The organism is Aeromicrobium sp. UC242_57 (assembly GCF_044452305.1).
Taxonomy (GTDB): domain Bacteria; phylum Actinomycetota; class Actinomycetes; order Propionibacteriales; family Nocardioidaceae; genus Aeromicrobium.
The window spans coordinates 889,363-910,193 of the sequence record NZ_JBIOAM010000005.1 but is presented as its reverse complement, the minus strand read 5'-3'; the positions used below and the strand labels follow the sequence as shown (position 1 = coordinate 910,193).

The window sequence follows — 20,831 nt, the reverse complement described above, 5'->3', positions numbered from 1 at the left end:
AAAACAATATATTCTATCTTCGTTGCGCTGTGGTGATCCCGTCCAACATTTCTCACTATTGTGGGTAGGCGTTGGCCGCGAGGCCAGCAGCGCCAGCGCGAAATACCGCCGGAGCATGGATCACGCAGGCCTGCACGTACTCCATCAAGCCCTCGTCGCCGTACTCGCGGCCCCAGCCCGAGCGCTTGACTCCGCCGAATGGCGCGCGCAGCGCCATCCCGGTGCGATTGTGCGTGTTCACGAACGTGAATCCGGCCTCCAGACGAGCAGCCACCTCGAAGGCTCGCTCCTCGTCGCTCGACCAGACCGAGGCGCAGAGCCCCAGCTCGGTCGAGTTCGCGCGAGCAACCGCCTCGTCGACCGAGTCGTAGGTCAGCACCGGCAAGGTCGGGCCGAACTGCTCGGTCGCGACCACCGGGTCGTCGTCGGCAGCACCGAGCACGAGCGTCGGCCGGACGAAGTGTCCGCAAGACAGGTCGCCGACCACGGTGCCGATCTCGACCACCTCGGCGCCACCAGACCTGGCGTCGTCGACCAGCCCCTGGATCCGGGCGGCCGATGCAGCGCTCACGACCGGTCCCATGGTCACGCCGGCCGTCAGTGGATCGCCGACGTGCAGCACCCGCCGTGCGGCGGCCACGAGCGCCGCCACCATCTCGTCGCGGCGGTCTGCCGGGACGTAGAGCCGCTTCACTGCCATGCAGACCTGGCCGCTGGTCGCAAAGGCCGCCATGACCAACCGGTCCATCGCAGCATCGTCGAGGTCGGCGTCGGGCAGGAGGATGGCCGGGTCGTTGCCCCCGAGCTCGAGGACGCTCGGGGTCAGCGAACGCCCAGCCAGGGACGCGATGGCCCGGCCGGCGACGTCGCCGCCCGTGAACGCGATCCGCGACACCAGCTCGTGGCCGACCAGCGCCGTGGCCGTCTCGACCTCGCCGTGCACGACCCGGACCAAGCCCTCGGGAAGCTGCGCAGCCACGGTCTCCAACATGCGGGTCACGCCGAACGGCGCCAACGGAGACGGCTTGACCACGATGGCGTTGCCGGCCACGAGCGCCGGCGCCACCTTGAGCATCGACAAGATCAGCGGAGCGTTCCACGGGGTGATCGCCCCGATCACGCCGAACGGCCGGTGACGGATCACCAGGCGCCCGCGATCATCATCGGTGACCGTGTCCGCGAGCAGCCTGTCCGCGGCCGGCGTACCAGCGCAGCACCGTCGTCGCAAAGGCTGCCTCGCCCCGAGCATCGCCCAGGACCTTGCCGGTCTCACGAGCCGTCAGCTTGGCAATCGCGTCGAGCTCTGGCTCCAAGGCGTCGGCAGCAGCCTCGACCAACCGGACCCGGTCAGCCACCGACGTGGCTGCCCACGCACGCTGCGCGGCAGCCGCCAGCCTGATCTCGCGGTCGACCGCGTCGGCGTCGTGGAAGTCGACCTGGCCGACCGCCTCGCCGATCCGTGCAGGGTTCTCCCGCACGATCACGTGCTGGCTCCTCCGAGCACCGCGACGGGCTTGCCCAGTCGCAACGAGTTGATCATCGAGGTGTTGAGCAGGTGGGTCCGCATCCGCTCGGGATCGGCCGCCAAGGCACGCAGCCGTCGTGGTACGCCTGCTGGGCGGCCGGATCGGTCTGACGCAGGCGCTCCCAGTTGTCGTGGGTGATCGTCTTGACGTACGACAGCGCGACCTGGCGACGGGCCTCGCAGGCTGCGTCCAGCTCAGCCTCCGAGCCGGATCCGTCCAGCAGCGCCAGAAGGGCCTGGGCCTCGACCACGGCGTCGTGCAAGCCGCTGTTCATGCCCATGCCGCCCAGCGGGTTGTTGATGTGGGCGGCGTCGCCCATCAGGATCAGTCGATCCTTCCGGAACGTGTCGGCGACCCGCTGGTGCACCCGGTAGAGCGTCGTGTGCAGGACGTCCCACGGTCGACCGAGGTCGGCGACACCGGCCAGACGCGCCTGGATCCGGGCGGGGTCGATCTCGACCTCGTCGGGGCTGTCCTGGTCGGTCGGGAAGAGGATCCGCCAGTGCTCGGGGGTGCGGAGCACGACGAGCCACTCGGTGGGGTCGAAGACATAGTTGACGGCAGCGATGCCCGGCAGGATGCTCTCGAGATCTTCGGTCGTCGAGGCGACCAGGAAGCGTTCGGGGTAGGTCATCCCCTCGAACGTGAAGCCAGCGGTCTGACGCACCTGCGAGTTGGATCCGTCGGCGCCCAGAACCCAGTCGGCGGTGAAGACGTCGCCGATCTCGGTCGTCACGGTCGCCCGGTCCGCCGTCGTCTCGGCCTTGACGACCCGCTGCCCGAAGTGCACCGTGACATTGGCCAGCGACTGCAGCGCCGCGAGCAGGATCGGCGTCAGCTTGCTCTGCTCGCACTGCACTCGAAAGGGGAAACGAGTGTCCTCGGACAGGGCTCCCAGGTCGAGGTTCGCGATCGGGCCGGTCTGCCGATCGCGGTACTGGAAGCTGGTCGAGACGATGCCGCGTTCCATCAGCTCGTCGAGGACCCCGAGGTCGTCGAGCATCTCCAGGCTGGGCGGGTGGAAGGTCGAGGCTCGCGACTCGGTCGCAAGGTCGTCGCCGGCCTCCAGGACCGTGACCTGGACTCCTGCCCGCGCGACCACCAGTGCAGCGGTCAGGCCGACCGCGCCTGCGCCTGCAACGATCACCGAATCGGTGCGGACCTGGCTCATCCCTGTACCTCTTTCGTCACAGCCGCCGCAGGTGCGGCGTATCTTTTTTCGTCCTGCAGGAGCTCGGGCAGGCCGACCAGGTCGGTCAGCTCGCTCCAGGCCATCCGGTCGACCGCACCGGCGTGTCCCGTGCCCACGATCGCCGCCATCGTCTGTCGCATCGCTTCGGCCGCGGCGAGGACCGCCGAGACCGGGTGGATCACGAGTCGTACTCCGGCCTCGGCCAGGCGCGCGTCATCGGGCCCGGCATCGATCGGTCCGCCGGCCTCGGACCTGTTGTACATCTGAGGCAACGGACGGCCATCGGCCGCCAACGCGTCGGACACCGCCTCGAGATCGTCGATCCCGGCACCCTCGACGAAGACCGCATCGGCACCGGCCGCCGCGAAGGCGCGGCACCGTTCGACGACGGACTCGCTGCCCAGCACCGACAGTGCATCGGTGCGAGCCACAATGACCAGCCCGGTGTCTGCGTCGACCGCGGCACGGATCCGGGATGCCGCCTCGTCGACGCTGACGACCTCCTTGCCGCCGAGGTGACCGCACCGCTTCGGTGCGACCTGGTCCTCGAGGTGGAGCCCGGCGATGCCGGTGGCGGCGTAGGCCTGGGTGGTACGCCTCGCCTGCAAGGCGTTGCCGTAGCCGGTGTCGGCGTCGGCCAGCAGGGGAACGTCACCCAGAGCAGGCAGCAGTGCCGCTGCCCGCCGGGCGATGTCGGTGCCGTGCACGAAGCCGAAATCGGGAAGACCCAGGTCGACCGCCGACACGGTCGCCCCCGAGAGGCAAGCTGCCTGGGCCCCCGTTGCAGCGGCCAGTCCGGCCGATATCGCGTCGTACACACCCGGCAACCGGATGACTTCGGACCCATGGAGAAGGGCCCGAAGTCGATCCGCAGAGCTCCCCGTCTGCGAAACGTCGAGAGGACGTCATCGCCCGTGCAGGGCGTAACCGCCCTCGACACCGACGACACGAGCGCCCGTGAAGATGCGGATCGTCTCCACCGAGCCCTCCTCGCCCATGCCCGACAGACCCCACGCGGGACGCGGAGTCATCAGGTGCAAGCTCATGATCGTGGAGCCGTTGACCTTGACCTCACCTGCGCGCACCAGACGCGCGACCTTGAGAGCAGCCTCGGTGTCGGTGCCGACGACATATCCTTCAAGACCGAAGGGAGTGTCGTTGGCCAGCGCGACGGCCTCGTCGAGCGTCTCGTAGGTGTGGACCGTGGCGACCGGGCCGAACATCTCGTCGCGCGCCGCCGCGGACGGCACCCCGGTGATCAGGGTCGGCGCCAAGAAGCTGCCCGGTCCGTCCGGAAGCTTCGTGGTCGAGTGGGCCGTGCCGCCAGCCGCAACCCGCTCGTCGATGTCGGCCTGCAGCCGGTCGCGGTGACCCGAGTGCACGATCGGGCCGAGATCGGTGGTCTGCTCGAGCGGGTCGCCGACGGTCAGATCGGCCATGCGGGCACCGATCTCGGCCACGACCTGGTCGGCGAGCTCGGCCGGCACGATGAGTCGGCCGAGAGCTCGGCACCACTGCCCGTTGAGGGTCGTCAGCAGGTCAGCAGCGCGACGGGCTGCCTCGGCCACATCGGCGTCAGGCATGACCACGAGCGCGTTGTTGCCGCCCAGCTCGAGCTGCAGCGCGGTGAAGTTCGACGCACAAGCAGCAGCTATCTCACGGCCGGCCCACAGCCCGCCGGTGAAGGAGACCGCGCGGATCCGCCGGTCGTTGACCATCCGGCCGCCGACGGCAGAACCGCCGTGCAGAAGCTGGAAGGTGCCGGCCGGTGCGCCGTTCTCAGCGAGCACCGCATCGACCACACGGGCCAGGGCCGTCGTGCCCACGGGGCGTACTCGCTCGGCTTGAGCAACGAGGGTGCACCGGCTGCCAGCGTGCTGGCCACCTTGTGCGCAGCCATGGGGGCTGGAGCATTCCAGGGCACGAGGCTCAGCGCAGGACCGAGCGGCAGCCGGAAGACCTCGACCGGATTGCCGTGCTCGCCCGTGCTCGTCTCGAGCAGCACGCCGTCGCGCAGCATCTGCGCCGCCAGGTGGAATGCGCCCCGGAATGATCACGCCGACGATGCTGGTCTGCAGGACCGGCACTCCCGTCGCGAACGACTCGAGGGCCGCGAGGCGCGGAAGCTCCCCTTGCAGGGCCGCGCCGATCGCGTCGAGGATCTCGGCACGACGCTCGATCGAGACATCGCTCCATGCCCCGCTCGTGTGCACGCGGTCGGCAGCAGCCAAGGCCGCCTCGACGGAGTCCTCGTTGCTCGCCACGGCCTTGCCGACCTGCTCGCCGGTGAACGGATCCTCGAGCACGAGGTCGAGGACGTCGGCCGGTGCCGACCAGACGCCGTCAACCGGCTTGTTCGACCGCTGGGGCTCCAGGCCGGCGCGGGCGAGCCGCTCGGTGTAGCTCATCGCGCGGCCACTTTGGCTTTCTCGGCGGTGCTGTCGGCCATCGCGTCGCGCGTGGTCAGACCAGCCCAGCCCTCACGCTCGACGATGACCTTCGCCAGGTCGAGCTTGCCGCGTTCGGCGGGGAAGGCCTGGACGAGGCCCATCGCGGTGTCGCGCAGCGAACGGCCGAGCACGTTGTCCATGAGTGCCCCGGATGTTCCGCACATCTTGAGCGCATCGATCGCCACAGCGAAAGCATGCTCACAGATCGCACCCTTGGCAAGCTTCCAGCTGGCCACGACCTCGTCCTTGGGCAGGATCGGCGGCTCGCTGGCCTCGAGGTCGATCTGACGGCGCAGCCACAGGTGCGCCTCGCCGAGCGATGTCTCGCCGTTGCCGATCAGGACCTGGTGCATCGGGCTGGACGCGATCGGCTTGCCGGTGTCGGCGAACTTCGCGCTCATGGTGCGGTCGAGGGCGTACTCCCACACGCCGCGAGCAACGCCGGCGTAGATCGCTGCGATGGCGACCTGGTTGCCGACCCACGAGCCGCGCGACATCTGCGTGGCCCGGGTGAATCCTCCGGGGATCGCGAGGGCTTCGTCAGCGGGGACGAAGCAGTCCTCGAGCACCAGCCCGTGGTTGTCGGAGGCGCGCATGCCCAAACCTTGCCACGGTGCGCGCGGACGCACACCAGCCGACTCGCGCGCGACCAGGAACAGACCGAGCCCGTCGATGCCCGGCACGTCTTCACGGCGCGCCGTCACCAGGTAGTAGTCGGCGGTGCCCGACAGGCAGCCGAACGACTTCTCGCCGTTGAGCAGCCAGCCGCCCTCAGTCGCGGTCGCCGTGGTGGAGATCAGGACGTTGGCGTTGCTGGCCTTGACCGCCTCGCTGGCGAAGTTGGCGAGCATCATCTGCTCGGCACCCATCCGGCGCAGGACCTTCTCGGCGAACTGACGCACGACGGGGACTTCCTCGTCGGTGTACAGACCGGCCTCGACGGCTGCCAGCGGCAGCATGCCGCGCGAGGAGGCCGAGCAGTGGAAGAAGTACGCCAGAGCCGTCGATCCGCAGACCGTGCCCAGGGCGTAGGTCGTCGCGGCGAGGTCGCGAAGGCCGCCGCCGAGACCGCCGAACTCTTCGGGAACGACCAGGCCGAGCAGGCCCGCGTCGGCGAGGGGCCTGACGTGACCTTCGGGGAAGGCCCCGAGGGCGTCGGCCTCCTGAGCCGCGGCGGCGATCGCGGGCAGGACGGACTCGACCCGTTCCATGCGTGCTCGCTCAGCCGGGGTCAGATCAGGAATCAGGACCTCTGCGGTCAGCTTCTGGGTCATCCTGTGGCTCCTTACTATCTCGGGTTCTCCGGCCAGGGCAGGCACGGAGGAGTTCTGGGTGGGGGTGGTGGGCACGACGGTGGCGCGGTGGCGAAGCTCTCGTGCCAGGACGACCAGGGCGGAGGTGTCGACGGGGGTGTCGACGTCGACCTCTTCGAGGAGTCGAATCAAGTCCTCGGTGGCCACGGCGCCGGCCAGTCCGCCGAGCGTCGTGTCGAAGTGGCGGACACCGCTCTTGAGCGCGGTGATGGCCTTGACCAGGCCGAGCCGGTCGCGGTCGTGAAGTCCGAGGCGCAACGGCGTCGGCCGAGCAATCGCGACCGCTTCCTGCAGCAGGGCACGCACTCGCAGCGGGGTGGCCCCGCCTGCAGTGTCGATCAGCCCGATCTCGAGGACCTGGGCTCGGCCGAGACGCTCGATCGTGCTGAGGACGGCATCGATGCGCTCGACCGCAAACGGATCCTCGAGGTGCACGGCGCAGCGGTCGGCGATCCCATCGACCGCGGCGATGACCCGGTCGACCTCGACCGCGTCGGAAGGATCGAGCAGGAACTCTGCATTGCCGACGCCCAGAGTGAAGGCGAGGTCGGCCTGCTGCCGGTCTGACACGAGGACGCTCGCAGCTTCCAGCGGGATCGTGCGCGGCACCAGTGCTGCGGCCTCGTCCAGCGTCACGGCCGTGCTCAGGTCGGCGACCCGCACCCTGGCACCGGCCTGCGCGACGCCGGTCGCCACGTGCGCGACCTCGGTGGACAGGCCTGCAGCGACCAGCCCAGAGACCACTCCGCCGTCGGCGAGCGTGGCGACGTCAGGCAGCACGTCGGCGAACTGGCCCCAGCCTCGTGAGTGGAACAGCAGCGGGGCGGACCTGCGGGCAGCATGACCGGCGAGGACCTCTCCACGAAGATCGTGTGGTCTCCACCGGGGTAGGCGTGCACGACCCGGCAGTCGAACCAGCCGAGCGCCGAGTCGAGCAGCGGCACTCCGGTGGCGGCGGTCGTCCACGACTCGCCCGCGAACCGGTCCTCGACGCCAGGATCCATGCCGGCGAACCGTCGACCGACATCGGTCTGGTCCTTGGCCAGGACGTTGACGCCGAAGATGCCACTGTCTTCGATCAGCTGATGGCTGTAGAGGCTTGCGACTCAGACAGATCGACACCAGTGGTGGATCAAGACTCACGCTCGAGAATGAACTCGCCGTCATTCCGTGCCATGCCTCGTCACCAGACAGCGTCGTCACGACCGTTACCCCACTGGGCCATTGGGCCATCACGTCACGGAACGTCGTTGCATCAACCATGGTCCACCTCCTTGTCGTACAAGAATATACGATATCTGTTCTTCGCGTAAGGAGGCGCGTACCCGCGGTCTGTCATTCTCGCCGCGTCGAATATATGATCCTCAGTGGCGACTGCCTGCGCAGCCGCCGATCAACCCCCTGCTCCCGAACACACTTCTTTGAAGGACAACGCATGAGTCGACGCTCCAACGGCGCCACCGGCGTCCGGCCGATCGCGCACCACTCCCTGGTCGACCGGGTTACCGATGCGCTCCACCGGGCGATCTTGAACGGTGACCTCCCCCCGGGCTCCACCGTCTCCATCGTCGACCTGTGCGAGCGCTTCAGCATCAGCCACATCCCGGTCCGTGAAGCCCTGCGGCGACTCGAGAGCGAAGGCGTCATCAGCCTGCGCCCGGGCCGTTCCGCGCTGGTCGCGACCGTCACGTCCGACGACTCCGCAACATCTACCGCCTGCGCAAGCTGGTCGAGGCCGATCTGTGCCTGCGCGCCGGACCGGTCATGACCGAGGAACGACTGGCCGACGCCGAGCGCGCGCTGGCCGAGTACATCGGCATCGAGCGCGAGCCGTCCGGACTGGCCGCCAAGCATCACGCCTTCCACGAGGCGATGCTGCTCGACGTGATCGGTCCCGCCGACTCCAACGTCCTGCGCCTGCTCTGGAAGGCGTCCGACCGCTACCTGCACCTGCTGATGGCCGACCTCGACCACAAGCCCGAGACGCAGGAGGGCCGGATCGACGAGCATCGACTCCTGCTCGACCTGGCCCGCGCAGGCAAGGTCGAGGAGTTCAAGAACTCCTGGGTCGCCCACCTCGACAGCACCGAGACGGCGCTGCTCGAGGCCCTGGCCGTTCGCGAGAACGCAGACCCGGCGCCGTCCTGACCGAGTGAGCCAGGCGGCACCGAGCCACTGTTCCTACCGGCTCGCGTCGACCAATGGTGCGGCCAGCTGCCAGGGCCGCCCGTCGACGACGTCCGTGCCACGGCTCACGAAGCGGTTGGTCGCGCACACCGGACGAAGCACAGCGACGGCGACCGAGCCGTCGGCGTGAATCGGGTCGGGCGACTGATGACACCGACGAACGGGTTGTCCCACTCGCCCCACAAGGTGAAGTCGCCGGAGAGCGGGATGAGCACGCCGCCGCCGTGCTCGGGGTGGCGGCGCGACGACATCGCGAGGTTCAGCCGGTTCTCGGCCGCCCGCTCCAGCAGCAGGAGGTCGACGTCGAACTGCTCGGCCACCGTGAACGGGACCGCGACGGCGTCGGCGTCGGCGAGGGCCGCGAGCCGGAAGGTCTCGGGGTAGAGCGCATCGTCGCCCACGACGACCGCGAGTCGGCCCCACGGTGCGCTGTGCACCGCGATCGGCAGCTTCTGCGCCTCGACGGTCGACGGGATGTCTCCGTGGCGGTCGCTGCGGTGCAGCTGACCTTGGTCGGCTCGATGCCACGAGCAGAGACGACCGCTCCCAGGTGAGCACCCGAGACGTCGATGAAGCTCGTGACGGCCAGCGTCTGCGTGCCGGCGAGCAGCGTCGCGAGCGCCTCCGGGGACAGCGCCGCCGACGCCGGGTTGCTGGCCAGTCCGTCCTGGTGTGCTGCCAGCTCTGGCAGCACCACGCAGCTCGACACCTGCAGCCACGGCTTCGGCCACCAGGGCTGCGATGTCATCGCCTGCCTGCGGCGACAGCACAGCGGCTCGGACCTCAGACGCTCCTGCCGCGGCCCGACGGCCGATCGGCTCGTCGGCGAGCGCCGAGTACAGCTCAGGCCGACGTCCGGCCATCACGTCCGTGCCGTCGGGACGCGACTTGTCATCGGCCAGCGAGACGTCGATGTCGGCGATGACGACTGCCTCGCCCGTGCGCGGTGCGCACGCGACCACGGTGCCGTCAGGCGCGACGATCTGGCTCTCACCTGCACCGTGCAGCCGATCGACCGGCACGCCCACGCGCGATGCGACCTGCTCGATGCTGTGCTCCGGGACCAGGGGGCCGACCTTGTTGGCGGCAACGACCCACACCTTGTTCTCGGCGGCACGGACCGGAACGTGCAGGGACGCCTCGTCGAGCGCGAAGGAGTTCAGGCTGTTGAGCAGCAGCTGCGCGCCTTCGACGGCGAGGGTCCGCGGAGTCTCGAAGATGACACCGTCCATGCAGGAGTAGAGACCGAGGCGGCCGATCGGGGTGTCGATGACACCGACCCGGTCGACGGCGGTGTCGATGTGGTCTCGTTCAGAACCCATCAGCACCTGCTTGTCGCTGACGGCGAGCACCTCGCCATCGGGCGCGAACAGGATGTTGCTGCCGCCCACGCGACCGTCCTCGCGCAGCAGCGTGCAGTTGGCCATCAGGTAGATCGCGTGCTCGGACGCCTTCGCCGCGAGTGCAGTCACGAACGGGCCGTCGAGCGACTGGGCCTTGCGGCGAGCATGCTCGCGATCGCCATACCAGGAGACGTGATTGGCGAACTCTGGGAGCACGACGCGCTGCGGCACCTTCGGCCACCGCGCGGTCGATCATCCGCAGCGCCGTGGCCAGATTCTCGTCGACGTCCTCACCTACGGCGTACTGCACGGCTGCGACTCGCACCATCAGGCGACTCCAATTCATATATCTTGTATGATTTCTGCAATCTTAGTCACACCGCGATCCTCAAGCACAGGAGTCCCCCATGCCGGACGTCGAGCCAGTGACCAATCCGCCTCGTGTGGTCACCCTGCCAGTCCATGCCCGCGGTGGCGAGCGTGATGTCGATCTCGAGCGCGACGCTCCGTTCGGCTGGTGGCCGGCCATCGCCATCGGCCTGGTCGCCTTCATCGACCGGGTCGAGGTCAACCTCATCGCCGGTGCGCTACCCGCGATCCAGGATCACTTCGGCTTCAGCGACACCGTGGCCGGGGCGATCCCGACCGCAGCGAGCATCGCCGCAGCCCTGCTGCTGCTGCCCGCCGGACGTCTCGCCGATCGCGCGCCACGTGTCGCGACCGTCGTCATCGTGGTGCTGGTGTGGTCGCTGTTCTCGGTGCTCAGCGGACTCGCCACGACCTTCGTGATGTTCTTCCTGGTCAGGATCGCGATCGGTGCGGCTGGCCAGCTGTACAACCCACCAGCGTCGAGCCTGATTGCCGACTACTACCCCAGCCGAAGTCGCGGCAAGGCCTTCGGCATCGAGCGCGCCGGCTACTACATGGGCTTGCCCGCCGGCGTCATCATCGGTGGCGCAGTCGCCGAGGCCTTCGACTGGCGGGCGGTCTTCTTCATCGCCGCAGTCCCCGGAGTCGTCATCGCGATCGCCATGGCCACGGTCAAGGAGCCGCTGCGCGGACTCGGCGACAAGATCGATCGTCTTCGCTCGGGTGGGTCCGACACCGCAGCGTCCGCGCACACCGGCGTCGCGGCCAGCGCGTCCATCTTCGCCGAGGCCAAGGTGCTGCTGAAGGTGCACACGCTCAAGGGCGTCATCGCCGCACAGGCGATGCTCTCACTGGGCGTCGCCGGCCTCTTCTACTGGCTGCCGACGTTCTTCGAGCGCACCGAGGACCTCGGCTACGACGCCGCTTCCGGACTCGCCGGTGGTGTCGGCGGCACGGGCATCGTGATCGGCATCATCCTGGGCAGCCGGATGGGCGACAAGGCTCGTCCGGGCGGCTGGCGGATCAAGGTGGCCAGCGGCTTCCTGCTCGTCGGCGCGATCGGCCTGAGCCTGACCGTGCTCGTCCCCGGCGTCCCGTTCCGCGTCGCAATGGTCGCCGTCGCCTGCGCCGGATTCGCCGGAGCCATCCCCAACCTGACAGCATCCGCGGCCGACGTCGTGCCCTCGGCGAACCGCGGCATGGGATTCGCCCTGCTCCAGTTCCTGACGACGCTCGGCGGTGCCTTCGGGCCTCTGCTGGTCGGGCTGATGTCCGACGTGCTGGGCTCGATCAGCCTGGCCATGCTGTGCCTGCTGCCGCCGCTGTTCATCTCGATCGTGATCCTCGCCCGGGTGCGCGGCACCTACGACGACGACGCAGCCGCCGCGACGGCATCCGTCTGAGGCACAACACCGGCCGGGCGCGGTGGATGCGCAACCTCATGGGTCATCCACCCGCCAGGCACGGTGGATGCGCAACGTCATGGGCCGTCCACCGTGGTCGCGCGGCGGTTTTTCAACCTCACTCGGCCGAATGAGGTTGCTGAGACACCGCCCTGGCGGGATGAGGTTGCGGATCCACCGCCCAGGCGGGGCGGGGTCGGTTAGAACGTGTGGATGATCGCGAGGCCGGTGACGTCGGGAGTCGCGGTGCCGGCGGGGACGAATGCCCACCGACGCGCACCCGGCCACACGATCTCGACATCGGTGCCGAAGACCGCACCGGCGACATCGTCGCGAGCCGCCAGCGAACCGACCAGGCCATCACGCGGACCGCGCGAGAGCGCCGCGTCCACCGTGAGCAGCTCGGTGCTGCCGGCATCGGCGGCCTCTCCGTCAGCCCAGCCTCCACCCGCGCCCGAGAACCACACCACGGCGCGCGTTCCGTCGAGCGTCGACGTGGCCGCGCGGGTCGCCTTCGGCTCCACCACCAGTGCCTGTCCGGCGCCGCAGGTCAGCCCGCTGATCGACAGCGCGCCATCGAGCACGACCATCTCCTCACCGGCCGGCTGATGACCCACGGCATCGCGGGTCCAGCCATCAGGGAACCGGACGATGACCGTGCGGGTGCCCTGCTCCGGGTTGGCCCGCAGCATGACGATCCCAGCAGGCTTCTCGGCACCGGCGATCTGGTGCTCGCCCCAGGCGAGGTCGGCGGAATCGAGGTCGACGGCGGTCGGCTGGTCAGTCATCGGCGGGCTCCTGAAAGGTCGAGAGGTGTTCGAGGATGTCGTCTTCTGACATGACGTCGGCGTACTTGGCGTCGAGGTCGAAGAGGTTCGCGTCGTGCACGGTGGAGTCCCGGTCGCCGCAGGCATCGCGGACCACCAAGGAGCGGAAGCCGTGCTGGGTGGCGTCGAGCGCCGTGGCCCTGACGCATCCGCTGGTCGAGAACCCGATCACGATCGTGGTGTCGACCCCCAGGGCGCGCAACGTCGAGGCGAGGGTCGTGCCGAAGAATGCGGAGGCGTACTGCTTGGTGACCACGACCTCGCCGGTCAGGGGCGCAGGAGTCTCCGGGAAGTCGACGAAGGGTGAGCCCTCTTCGAACGCCGTCAGCCCCGGCACCTTGACCGCGAACCATCCGCCGTCGACACCGCCGGGAGCCAGCAGGACACGGGTGAAGATCACCGGTCGACCGGCTGCCCGTGCGGCGTCCACGATGCGCTCGGCGCTGGCTCGTGCGGCCTCGAAACGTCCGTGGGCGTCGGTGAACGGCCCACCGTCGAGGTAGGCGCGGCAGATGTCGACCACGACGACGGCCGGAGCAGAGCCCGGTCCGATCCGACTGGCGAAGCCGACAGCTGCGTAGTCTTCGGCCCGGTCCTCGGACGAGAGAGTCATCGCGAGCCTCAGATGATTCCGCGCTCGGCGAGATCGGCGCGGGCGTCGGCGTCGATGCCCAGCAGGTCTCCGTAGACGTCGTCGGTGTGCTGACCGAGCTCGGGTCCGGTCCACCGGATCGAGCCGGGCGTCAGCGACATCTTGGGGACGACGTTCTGCATCTTCAGCTGGCCGAACGTCTGGTCCGGCACCTGGACGATCGAGTCGCGTGCGATGAAGTGCGGGTCGTCGAGCATGTCGGCGGCCTTGTAGATGCGGCCCGCCGGAACTCCGCCCGGAGTTCATCAGCCTCGAGCAGCTCGTCGGCGACCAGGGTCGCTGTCCACTCGGAGATCAGGTCGTCGAGGTGGGCCTGCGCCTTGCCTCGCCCGACGTGGGTCGAGTACTCGTGACCCGGAGCGTGCCACTCGGGATGACCCATGGCGTCCGCGAGGCGGGAGAAGACGGTGTCCTGGTTGGCCGCGATGAGGATCAGCTGGCCGTCCTTGGTCGGGTAGACGTTCGACGGCGCCACGTTCGGCAAGATCGCGCCGGTGCGCTCGCGCTGGTACTGCGCGACGTCCCACTCGGTGACCAGGCTCTCCATCATGGCCAGCACGGACTCGTAGATCGAGGCATCGACGACCTGCCCCTCGCCGGTCCGGTTGCGGTGCTGCAGCGCGGAGAGCGCGCCGACGCATGCGTGCATGGCGGCCAACGAGTCACCGATCGAGATGCCGGCACGGGCCGGCTGGCGGTCGGCGTCGCCGAGCACGTACCGCAGGCCGCCCATCGCCTCGCCGATCGAGCCGTATCCGGCGCGCTCGGAGTAGGGGCCGGTCTGTCCGTAGCCGGAGACCCGGACGAGGATGATTCCGGGGTTGACCTCCTTGAGCCGCTCGTACGACAGGCCCACTTCTCGAAGGTGCCGGCCCGGAAGTTCTCGACGACGATGTCGGCTTCAGCCACGAGCTTCAGGAACAAGCTTGGCCCTCTGCCTCGCGCAGGTTGAGGGTCACCGACCGCTTGTTGCGTCCCACGACGGGCCACCACAGCGACTTGCCGTCGGTGCGGCCCCAGGCACGCATCGGATCACCCGCACCGGGCGCCTCCACCTTGATCACGTCGGCGCCCTGGTCACCCATCAAGGTCGCGGCGAAGGGGCCAGCCAGCAGCTGTCCCGCCTCGATCACGCGCACGCCGGACAGGGACCCGTTTCCAGAAACCGTACTTTCCATGGCAGGATCATATATCCGATAGGATACTGGCGGAAGCCGCCTAGCCGAGGAGTGGACGAGTGACGACGTCATCAACAGTGGAAATCGTCGAGGTCTCACCGCGCGACGGACTGCAGAACGAGAAGCTGGTCCTGCCCACGGCGACCAAGGTCGAGCTCGTCCGTCGTAGCGTCCGCGCCGGCATCCGGCGCATCGAGGTGACGGCCTTCGCCCGCCCCGACCGGGTCCCGCAGATGGCCGACGCCGCCGACGTGCTCGCCGAGCGCGCGGCACCGAAGGACTCACCTCGATCGGACTCGTGCTCAACCGTCGCGGTCTCGACCGTGCCGTCGAGGCGGGCTGTGACGAGATCACCGCAGTCGTCGTGGCCTCGGACGGACTCGCCCTGCGCAACCAGGGAGTCGACACGGCGGCCCAGATCCAGGCCTGGCACACGATCGCCGACGATGCTCGCCAGGCTGGCGTCAAGGCCAGTGTCATCATCGCTGCCGCCTTCGGCTGCCCGTTCGACGGAGTCGTCTCCACCGAACGCGTGCTGGAGGTGGCCCGCGGCGTCCTCGACGGCAGACCCGACGGCTGGCCATCGCCGACACGATCGGCGTCGGCGTGCCTCGCCAGGTCACCGACATCGTGGCCGGCCTGCGCGCCCTCAACCCGGACATCCCGCTCCGCGCGCACTTCCACAACACCCGCAACACCGGCTACGCGAACGCCGTCAGCGCCGTCGCGGCCGGCGTGACCGTGCTGGACGCCTCGGCTGGCGGCATCGGCGGATGCCCCTTCGCCCCCGGAGCCACCGGAAACATCGCTACCGAGGACTTGCTGTACCTGCTCGACAAGAGCGACATTCCGGTGCGCTCCCATCGCGCTGACGGCGCAGCGATCGATCCGATGGAGGTCGCCGAGATCGGCACCTGGATCGCGGCCGAGTCTCCAGCCGCCGCAAGCTCCGGCCATGCTCGCCCGCGCCGGCTGGTTCCCGTCAGCGTGAGTGTAGACGCGTGGCGCACCCTTAACTTACGTGTGGTAGATATCATATATTCTGTTTGACCGATCGATGGAGGCACTGTGCGACCCCATGTGGAACTGATCCAGGAAGACGACTACATCTGGCATGCCGCTGCGCTGCCCACCGCGGAGGGACGCGCCAGCGAGCGTCGTCTGTCCGTCGACGAGGAAGATGGTTCGTGCTCGCTGCGCGTCGACTTCCACACCGACTGGGGCCGCAGCGCTGGAATCCACCACGCCAACACCGAGTACTACGTGCTGACGGCGAGATGACGTACGGCGACAAGAAGATCGGCAAGGGCGGCTACGTCTACGCCCCCAAGGGTGTCCCGGTCGACTCGATCACCTTCGCCAAGGACGCCAAGATCCTGCACTACCGCGAGTACGGCGATGCCGGCTTCGACGCCGTCGACTCGCTGAACGCACCCCGCTGGGAAGGTGCCCGCGAGGAAGCGATCGTCATCGACTCCGAGGCCATGAAGTGGGATGCGGTGCCCAACCCGGGCCCCATGCCCGGCCTGTTCATCAAGTACCTGCACGTCGACCCGGAGACCGGCTTCTACACACGTCTGGTCCACGCCCAGGAAGGTTGGTCTGACCACCGTCTGGCTCACCATCCTTGCTACGAGGAGGCGTACACGACCGACGGCCACATGGAGTACAACTTCGGCACGCTCGATCTCGGCACGTACTTCTTCCGCCCCGCGCGGGTCAAGCACGGCCACTTCACGACGATGGAGGGCGGCGCCACCTGGCTGCTGCGCTCGGACGGCGAGCTGAAGAACTGGTACAGCCAGAACGAGTGGGTCCGCTGGGGCGCCGACGGCGTCAACTACACGCCCGACGGCCTCAACGAGGAGCCGCACACGCCGGCACGCTGGTCGTCCTCGACCCACGACCTCGCCGAGCCGTGGCGCTCGGACGAGGACATGCGTCAGATGAACGCCGCCTGGCAGTTCCAGATCGACCAGGGCCAGAACAACACCCCGGTCAAGCACCAGGGCACCGGAGCCGATCCGTCGATCCTGGCGATCATGAAGGCCATGGACGCGGCCAACCTCCAGGGCGGCCACAGCGACGAGCACGGCCACTCGCACGATCATGACCACGATCATGACCACGAGGACGGGCACAGCCACTCGCACGATCACGAGCACAGCCACGACGAGACCGAGACCGAGACGATCAACCTCGACTGGGGCTGGGCCGGAAAGGCCGTCGAGCACCCGGACGAGCGCACCGGCAAGAACGCCCACAACTGGGGTGCGCTGGTCTCGTGGAAGGACGGCGACCCGATCCCCGCGCCGATCATCTCCTCGCTGCCCGTTCGCAGCCGCTCGCGCGGCCGCTGGGACGGCGACGGCATGTGATGGCGGCCTTGTCCGTACTCACTCCTTTGATCAGTGCCTCGACGGCGACCGGGACTTCCTCGGTCGCCGTCGAGGCGGCTCACGGCCTCAACGGCCAGACGATCGCGATCATCCTGCACGTCCTGCTGTTCGTGTACTGGCTCGGCGGCGACCTGGGTGTCTACTACTCCAGCCGATTCATCATCAAGCCCGATCTCCAGCCCGAGACCCGGGCCATCGCGGCGAAGATCATGGTCGGTTGCGACATGGCACCCCGCTTCTCGCTGATCCTGTTCGGTGCCAGCGGCCTGACGCTGATGTACTACGGCCCGTTGGGTGACGAGTTCTTCATGACCGGCTGGATGCTCGCGCTGGCCTGGGTCGGCACCCTGGTCTGGGCGGCCGTCTCGTTGTTCGAGGCTCGCGGAACCGGCGGCGCCCGCGCCACGCATGTGCGGCACACCGCCGACTTGTGGGTCCGGTACGCGTTGTCGGCCGTGCTGGTCGGCTTCGCGTTGTACACCCTGATCGCACCAGAGCCGTTCGGCGTCGACACCAATCCGAAGTGGTTGGGCGGCAAGCTGCTCGCCTACGGGCTGTGCATCTTCTGCGGCGTGATGATCCGGCGGGCCCTGCGTCCGTTCGGACCGGCCTTCGGCGCCCTGATGACGACCGGTTCGACCCCCGAGGTCGAGAAGGGCATCGTGGGCTCGATCCGTCGCAGCGAGCCCTGGGTCTACGGCATCTGGGCCATGGTCTTGATTGCCGCGATCCTCGGTGTCATCAAGCCAGGTTCCACCGCGTTCTGACTCACGCGCCGCCAACGCATCGGCCCCCCGACCAGGTCATGGTCGGGGGGCCGATGCGTTGCTGACTGAGTGACTCAGATGTCGGTCGGCATCATGTTGGTGCCGCTCTTCATCCGTTCGCGGAAGCTTCCGGTCGGGAACTCGCGGTCCTTGGCTTGTCCATGAAGCCGCGCAGCGTGCGCGTGCCGTAGGCCGGTGCGACGTGATCGACGACCGACCAGTACTTGGCCGCCTCGAGGTAGTACGCCACGGGCTTGAGGTTCTTGCTCACCTTGCCCAGCCGGGTGAGGCGGGCGATCTTCTTGTCCCAGGTCGCCATCGAGACGACGTCCCAGTTGGGCTCGCGGCCGGTGATGTCGAACATCATCTGCCCGGCACCCTTGAGGGTCACGGCATTGTCCGGGTCCCACGGTCCGCCGACCGGGAGCACCCGGCCGAGAGCGTCGTCCGACAGCACCTGGTTGGTGATGAACTCAGCGAGGTCCTCGCGCGAGATCGGGTTGACGACGTTGTACTCACCGTGATCGAAGATCCGGTACGGCTCGCCGTTCTTGACGTCGCCGAACGTCATCGACAGGTACGGGTAGTAGGCCGTCGGACGGATGATCGTCCACGGGAGCGGTCCGTGGTGCTGACCGATCAGCGCGCCCTCGACCTGGAGCTTGTAGACCTGGGGGATCAGCTCGGGCCGGTAGGCACCGAAGTCGCTGATGTGGATGAACTGCTGCACGTTGCGAGCGACGGCAGCGCGGATGCCGTTCACGACGGCCTCGTGGTCGACGACGCGGCACTCTTCGGCGTCATTGGGCCGACGGCCGCTGAGCAGCGAGATGACGACGGCAGTGGGTCCGCTGGAGACTGCCCTGGTCACGTCGCCGGGACGGGTCGGATCGCCGATCACGACCTCGGCGTCGGCGAACTCCGCCTCCACGGCGACGTCGCCGCTGCGGGCCAGGACGACTGGACGAGTAACCACGTCGGGCGAGCTCGGGGACCAACGCCCGGCCGATGTAGCCGGTACCGCCGAGGACGAGGACACGTTCGCCCGAGCCCATGCCGGTCGGACCGGTCTTGTAGGTGTCGGAGGAGCTCCCCCAGCAGGCGTGTCAGCAGTTCCTGACTGTGCTTCTGGGCGGATGCAACATCGAGTGAGGTAATCGTACTGAAAGCCATGCGTAGATCATATATGATCCGTAGGTTCGTGGCGAGCGTCTCAGCGCCTCGTCACGGATCGTGCGGAGGGCTCTGCGGATCACTGATGTGGTGCAGCAGCTGGTGGGCTTCCTCCTGCACCAAGGTCCACCGACGGAACCGGCCTTCGCGGCGCACCGTGACCACACCGGCGTGGTGCAGGGTCCGCAACGCCTGCGTGACGGTGTTGGTGGGCAAGCTTCAGTCGCCTCGGCCAGCTCGAACACGGCTGAGTCGGGGCGTTCGTGGATGGCCAACAGGATCTTCATGCGAGTGGGGTCGGAGAGCAGCCCGAAGGTGCCGACCCAGTCGAGCGGCTCGGCGACACTCGGCCGAGCCTGCGGCTCGACGTCTCGATGATCCGATGGCGACACCTGTGCTCCGTTCACATGCCCTTGCCCGAACTGTCTTGCCCGAACTGTAGTGGGTGGCTGATTCTTCGACATGTGTCCACCTGGACAGATGAACAGATATATGATCTATTCATCCCATCATCAATCTCCTCCCAAGGTGGTCTCCATTGTTCGCCCTCAGACGTTCTGTGCTCGCTCTGAGCAGCGGAGTGTGCCTCGTTGCGCTCGCTGCCTGCGGCTCCGGAGATGTAACCGGGGCAGCCAACGGCCAGGTCACGCTGCTGACCGCAGCGATGCCAGAGACGCTCAACCCCGTCGCCGGGTACGCGAACACCGGCAAGGGCAAGATCAACGAAGGCCTGCTGACACTCCGGGGCACCGCCGACGGCTTGCCGGACCTGGTGCCCAACCTCGCGGCGGCGCTGCCCAAGATCTCGCCGGACGCCAAGACCTGGACGGTCACCCTCACGCCCGACGTCACGTTCTCCGACGGATCCGCACTCGACTCCGAGGACGTCGTGGCCACCTACCGGGCAATTGCCGACGAGAAGTCGGCCTCACCCATCGCCGGCGACCTGGTCAATCTCAAGTCCGTCGAAGCCGTCGACGAGGAGACCGTCCGGTTCACCCTCGAGGCACCACAGGTCTCCTTCGGCACCTTGCTGCTGATCGGCATCGCACCCTCGGAGAAGATCACCCTCGGACAGAAGGTCGAGGAATCCACGCTCAACCAGGAGCCCGTGGGCACGGGTCCCTACGTCGTCCAGTCGTTCTCGCCCGAACGCCTCGTGCTGGAGCCCAGTCCCACCTATCGCGGAGACGCACCCCAGATCAAGAAGATCGTCTACGTCGTCGCCGCTGACGACAACACCCGGGCGCAGCGGATGACGGCCGGCGAGTTCGACGGCACGGTCCTGCCCCCGCGTCTCGCCGAGACCTTCAGCGACCGGGACGACTTCGAGGTCGTCGCCGCCAAGACGGCCGACTGGCGCGGGCTGTCGCTGCCCTACGACAATCCGTTCACCGCCGACCCGGCCGCCCGGCTGGCGCTCAACATCGGCATCGATCGCGAGGCCATCATCGACGGTGTGCTGGCCGGCCGTGGTCGCTCGGCCTCCGGGTTCGTCCCTCCCGAGTACGGCGAGCTTACAACGCCGACGCGACGTTCACCTTCGACGCCGACCGGGCCAACGCGATGCTCGAGGACGCCGGCTGGATCCGCGGCAAGGACGGAATCCGGGCCAAGGGGGCAGAACGTGCCGCTTTCACGCTGATGTACCGGCCCACCGACCTGGTCCGCCGCGACCTGTCGGCCGCGTTCGCCTCCGAAGTGCTCAAGCCCGGTGTCGACGTCACGATCCAGGGCGTCGACTTCGCAGAGGCCGAGCCGCGCGTCGCCACCGACTCGATCCTGCTCGGCGGCGGCGACACCCCGTACGACGTCGACTCCCAGATCTACAAGATGCTGCACTCGTCATACCCCGAGGCCGGCAGCTTCTACGACAATCCCAGCAAGTACGCCGACCCCAAGATGGACGCTGTGCTGAAGCGCGGTCGCACCTCGCTCGACGGCCCCGAGCGAGTCGCTGCGTATCACGAGGCGCAGGCGTCTACGTGGAGTCGCCGTCGATGGTCGTCCTCGCGTTCATCGATCACATGTACGTCCAGAAGAAGTCCGTGA

Annotated in this window: 16 protein-coding genes and 9 pseudogenes; 8 read left to right on the top strand and 17 right to left on the bottom strand. The window is 68.2% G+C overall.

All coding sequences use genetic code 11. From position 1 onward, the window contains the following. Positions 1-55: 55 nt before the first annotated feature. From ACHMWU_RS27225 to ACHMWU_RS27190, 8 genes and pseudogenes are all read right to left on the bottom strand, one after another. A pseudogene (locus tag ACHMWU_RS27225) lies at positions 56-1,478 on the bottom strand (aldehyde dehydrogenase family protein). A gap of 58 nt (positions 1,479-1,536) precedes the next feature. Further along, complete coding sequence (locus ACHMWU_RS27220) at positions 1,537-2,697, bottom strand: FAD-dependent oxidoreductase (protein WP_396048633.1); 1,161 nt, start codon at positions 2,695-2,697, stop codon at positions 1,537-1,539. Next, a pseudogene (locus tag ACHMWU_RS27215) lies at positions 2,694-3,569 on the bottom strand (oxaloacetate decarboxylase); the annotation flags it as partial. The gene ACHMWU_RS27220 and the pseudogene ACHMWU_RS27215, both read right to left, overlap by 4 nt. A 54-nt stretch (positions 3,570-3,623) precedes the next feature. Beyond that, a pseudogene (locus ACHMWU_RS27210) lies at positions 3,624-4,738 on the bottom strand (aldehyde dehydrogenase family protein). Positions 4,739-4,799: 61 nt separating this feature from the next. Then, positions 4,800-5,126, bottom strand: a pseudogene (locus ACHMWU_RS27205) (aldehyde dehydrogenase family protein); the annotation flags it as partial. Beyond that, on the bottom strand, positions 5,123-7,447 hold the full coding sequence (locus ACHMWU_RS27200) for an acyl-CoA dehydrogenase family protein (RefSeq protein ID WP_396049249.1): 2,325 nt from the start codon (positions 7,445-7,447) through the stop codon (positions 5,123-5,125). The gene ACHMWU_RS27200 and the pseudogene ACHMWU_RS27205, both read right to left, overlap by 4 nt. After that, positions 7,402-7,527: pseudogene (locus tag ACHMWU_RS27195) on the bottom strand (hypothetical protein); the annotation flags it as partial. The pseudogene ACHMWU_RS27195 and the gene ACHMWU_RS27200, both read right to left, overlap by 46 nt. 64 nt (positions 7,528-7,591) lie before the next feature. Then, positions 7,592-7,714 (bottom strand): annotated as a pseudogene (locus ACHMWU_RS27190) (flavin reductase family protein); the annotation flags it as partial. A 202-nt stretch (positions 7,715-7,916) separates the two neighbouring features. On the opposite strand from ACHMWU_RS27190, the gene ACHMWU_RS27185 reads away from it, so the two are divergent. Together ACHMWU_RS27185 and ACHMWU_RS27180 are read left to right on the top strand one after the other, a co-directional pair. Then, the gene (locus tag ACHMWU_RS27185; protein ID WP_396048632.1) at positions 7,917-8,249 is read left to right on the top strand and encodes a GntR family transcriptional regulator; all 333 of its coding nucleotides are present in this window, start codon (positions 7,917-7,919) and stop codon (positions 8,247-8,249) included. After that, positions 8,246-8,629, top strand: a complete 384-nt coding sequence (locus ACHMWU_RS27180) for an FCD domain-containing protein (RefSeq protein ID WP_396048631.1) — start codon at positions 8,246-8,248, stop codon at positions 8,627-8,629. Before ACHMWU_RS27185 ends, ACHMWU_RS27180 begins: the two co-directional genes overlap by 4 nt. A 104-nt stretch (positions 8,630-8,733) precedes the next feature. Here ACHMWU_RS27180 and ACHMWU_RS27175 read toward each other — a convergent pair whose 3' ends face one another. After that, entirely contained in the window at positions 8,734-10,242 is a 1,509-nt protein-coding gene (locus ACHMWU_RS27175) for a carbon-nitrogen hydrolase family protein (protein WP_396048630.1), read from the bottom strand. A gap of 176 nt (positions 10,243-10,418) precedes the next feature. Here ACHMWU_RS27175 and ACHMWU_RS27170 point away from each other — a divergent pair, with 176 nt between their 5' ends. Beyond that, a complete protein-coding gene (locus ACHMWU_RS27170) occupies positions 10,419-11,783 on the top strand; it encodes an MFS transporter (protein ID WP_396048628.1) in 1,365 nt (454 codons plus the stop codon). Positions 11,784-11,983: 200 nt separating this feature from the next. Here ACHMWU_RS27170 and ACHMWU_RS27165 read toward each other — a convergent pair whose 3' ends face one another. From ACHMWU_RS27165 to ACHMWU_RS27145, 5 genes and pseudogenes are all read right to left on the bottom strand, one after another. Beyond that, on the bottom strand, positions 11,984-12,571 hold the full coding sequence (locus ACHMWU_RS27165) for a hypothetical protein (protein ID WP_396048627.1): 588 nt from the start codon (positions 12,569-12,571) through the stop codon (positions 11,984-11,986). Continuing rightward, positions 12,564-13,223: an isochorismatase family protein gene (locus ACHMWU_RS27160; protein ID WP_396048626.1), complete on the bottom strand. Its 660-nt coding sequence runs from the start codon at positions 13,221-13,223 to the stop codon at positions 12,564-12,566. The genes ACHMWU_RS27165 and ACHMWU_RS27160 overlap by 8 nt, the downstream gene beginning before the upstream one ends. Before the next feature lie 8 nt (positions 13,224-13,231). Further along, positions 13,232-13,459, bottom strand: coding sequence for a CoA transferase (locus tag ACHMWU_RS27155; protein WP_396048625.1), 228 nt, complete (start codon positions 13,457-13,459; stop codon positions 13,232-13,234). Continuing rightward, positions 13,387-14,440 (bottom strand): annotated as a pseudogene (locus ACHMWU_RS27150) (CaiB/BaiF CoA transferase family protein). Before ACHMWU_RS27150 ends, ACHMWU_RS27155 begins: the two are co-directional and overlap by 73 nt. 40 nt (positions 14,441-14,480) lie before the next feature. Further along, entirely contained in the window at positions 14,481-14,873 is a 393-nt protein-coding gene (locus tag ACHMWU_RS27145; RefSeq protein ID WP_396048623.1) for a hypothetical protein, read from the bottom strand. On the opposite strand from ACHMWU_RS27145, the gene ACHMWU_RS27140 reads away from it, so the two are divergent. The 3 genes and pseudogenes from ACHMWU_RS27140 (at position 14,867) to ACHMWU_RS27130 (ending at position 17,606) form a co-directional block, all read left to right on the top strand. Beyond that, positions 14,867-15,490 carry a hypothetical protein gene (locus ACHMWU_RS27140; protein WP_396049248.1) on the top strand — a complete coding sequence of 208 codons (624 nt, stop codon included), beginning with the start codon at positions 14,867-14,869 and terminating at the stop codon, positions 15,488-15,490. The genes ACHMWU_RS27145 and ACHMWU_RS27140 overlap by 7 nt on opposite strands. 18 nt (positions 15,491-15,508) lie before the next feature. Then, positions 15,509-16,818: pseudogene (locus ACHMWU_RS27135) on the top strand (DUF4437 domain-containing protein). Between the two features lie 8 nt (positions 16,819-16,826). Continuing rightward, the gene (locus ACHMWU_RS27130) at positions 16,827-17,606 is read left to right on the top strand and encodes a hypothetical protein (RefSeq protein WP_396048621.1); all 780 of its coding nucleotides are present in this window, start codon (positions 16,827-16,829) and stop codon (positions 17,604-17,606) included. A 109-nt stretch (positions 17,607-17,715) separates the two neighbouring features. Here ACHMWU_RS27130 and ACHMWU_RS27125 read toward each other — a convergent pair whose 3' ends face one another. The 3 genes and pseudogenes from ACHMWU_RS27125 to ACHMWU_RS27115 all read right to left on the bottom strand — a co-directional run bounded on the left by ACHMWU_RS27125 (position 17,716) and on the right by ACHMWU_RS27115 (position 18,995). Then, positions 17,716-18,582, bottom strand: a complete 867-nt coding sequence (locus ACHMWU_RS27125) for an NAD(P)H-binding protein (protein WP_396048620.1) — start codon at positions 18,580-18,582, stop codon at positions 17,716-17,718. Between the two features lie 22 nt (positions 18,583-18,604). Further along, positions 18,605-18,661, bottom strand: a pseudogene (locus ACHMWU_RS27120) (hypothetical protein); the annotation flags it as partial. A gap of 169 nt (positions 18,662-18,830) precedes the next feature. Further along, on the bottom strand, positions 18,831-18,995 hold the full coding sequence (locus ACHMWU_RS27115) for an ArsR/SmtB family transcription factor (RefSeq protein WP_396048619.1): 165 nt from the start codon (positions 18,993-18,995) through the stop codon (positions 18,831-18,833). 448 nt (positions 18,996-19,443) lie between these two features. Here ACHMWU_RS27115 and ACHMWU_RS27110 point away from each other — a divergent pair, with 448 nt between their 5' ends. Together ACHMWU_RS27110 and ACHMWU_RS27105 are read left to right on the top strand one after the other, a co-directional pair. Next, complete coding sequence (locus ACHMWU_RS27110) at positions 19,444-20,424, top strand: ABC transporter substrate-binding protein (RefSeq protein ID WP_396048618.1); 981 nt, start codon at positions 19,444-19,446, stop codon at positions 20,422-20,424. After that, the gene (locus ACHMWU_RS27105) at positions 20,346-20,831 is read left to right on the top strand and encodes a hypothetical protein (protein WP_396048617.1); all 486 of its coding nucleotides are present in this window, start codon (positions 20,346-20,348) and stop codon (positions 20,829-20,831) included. Before ACHMWU_RS27110 ends, ACHMWU_RS27105 begins: the two co-directional genes overlap by 79 nt.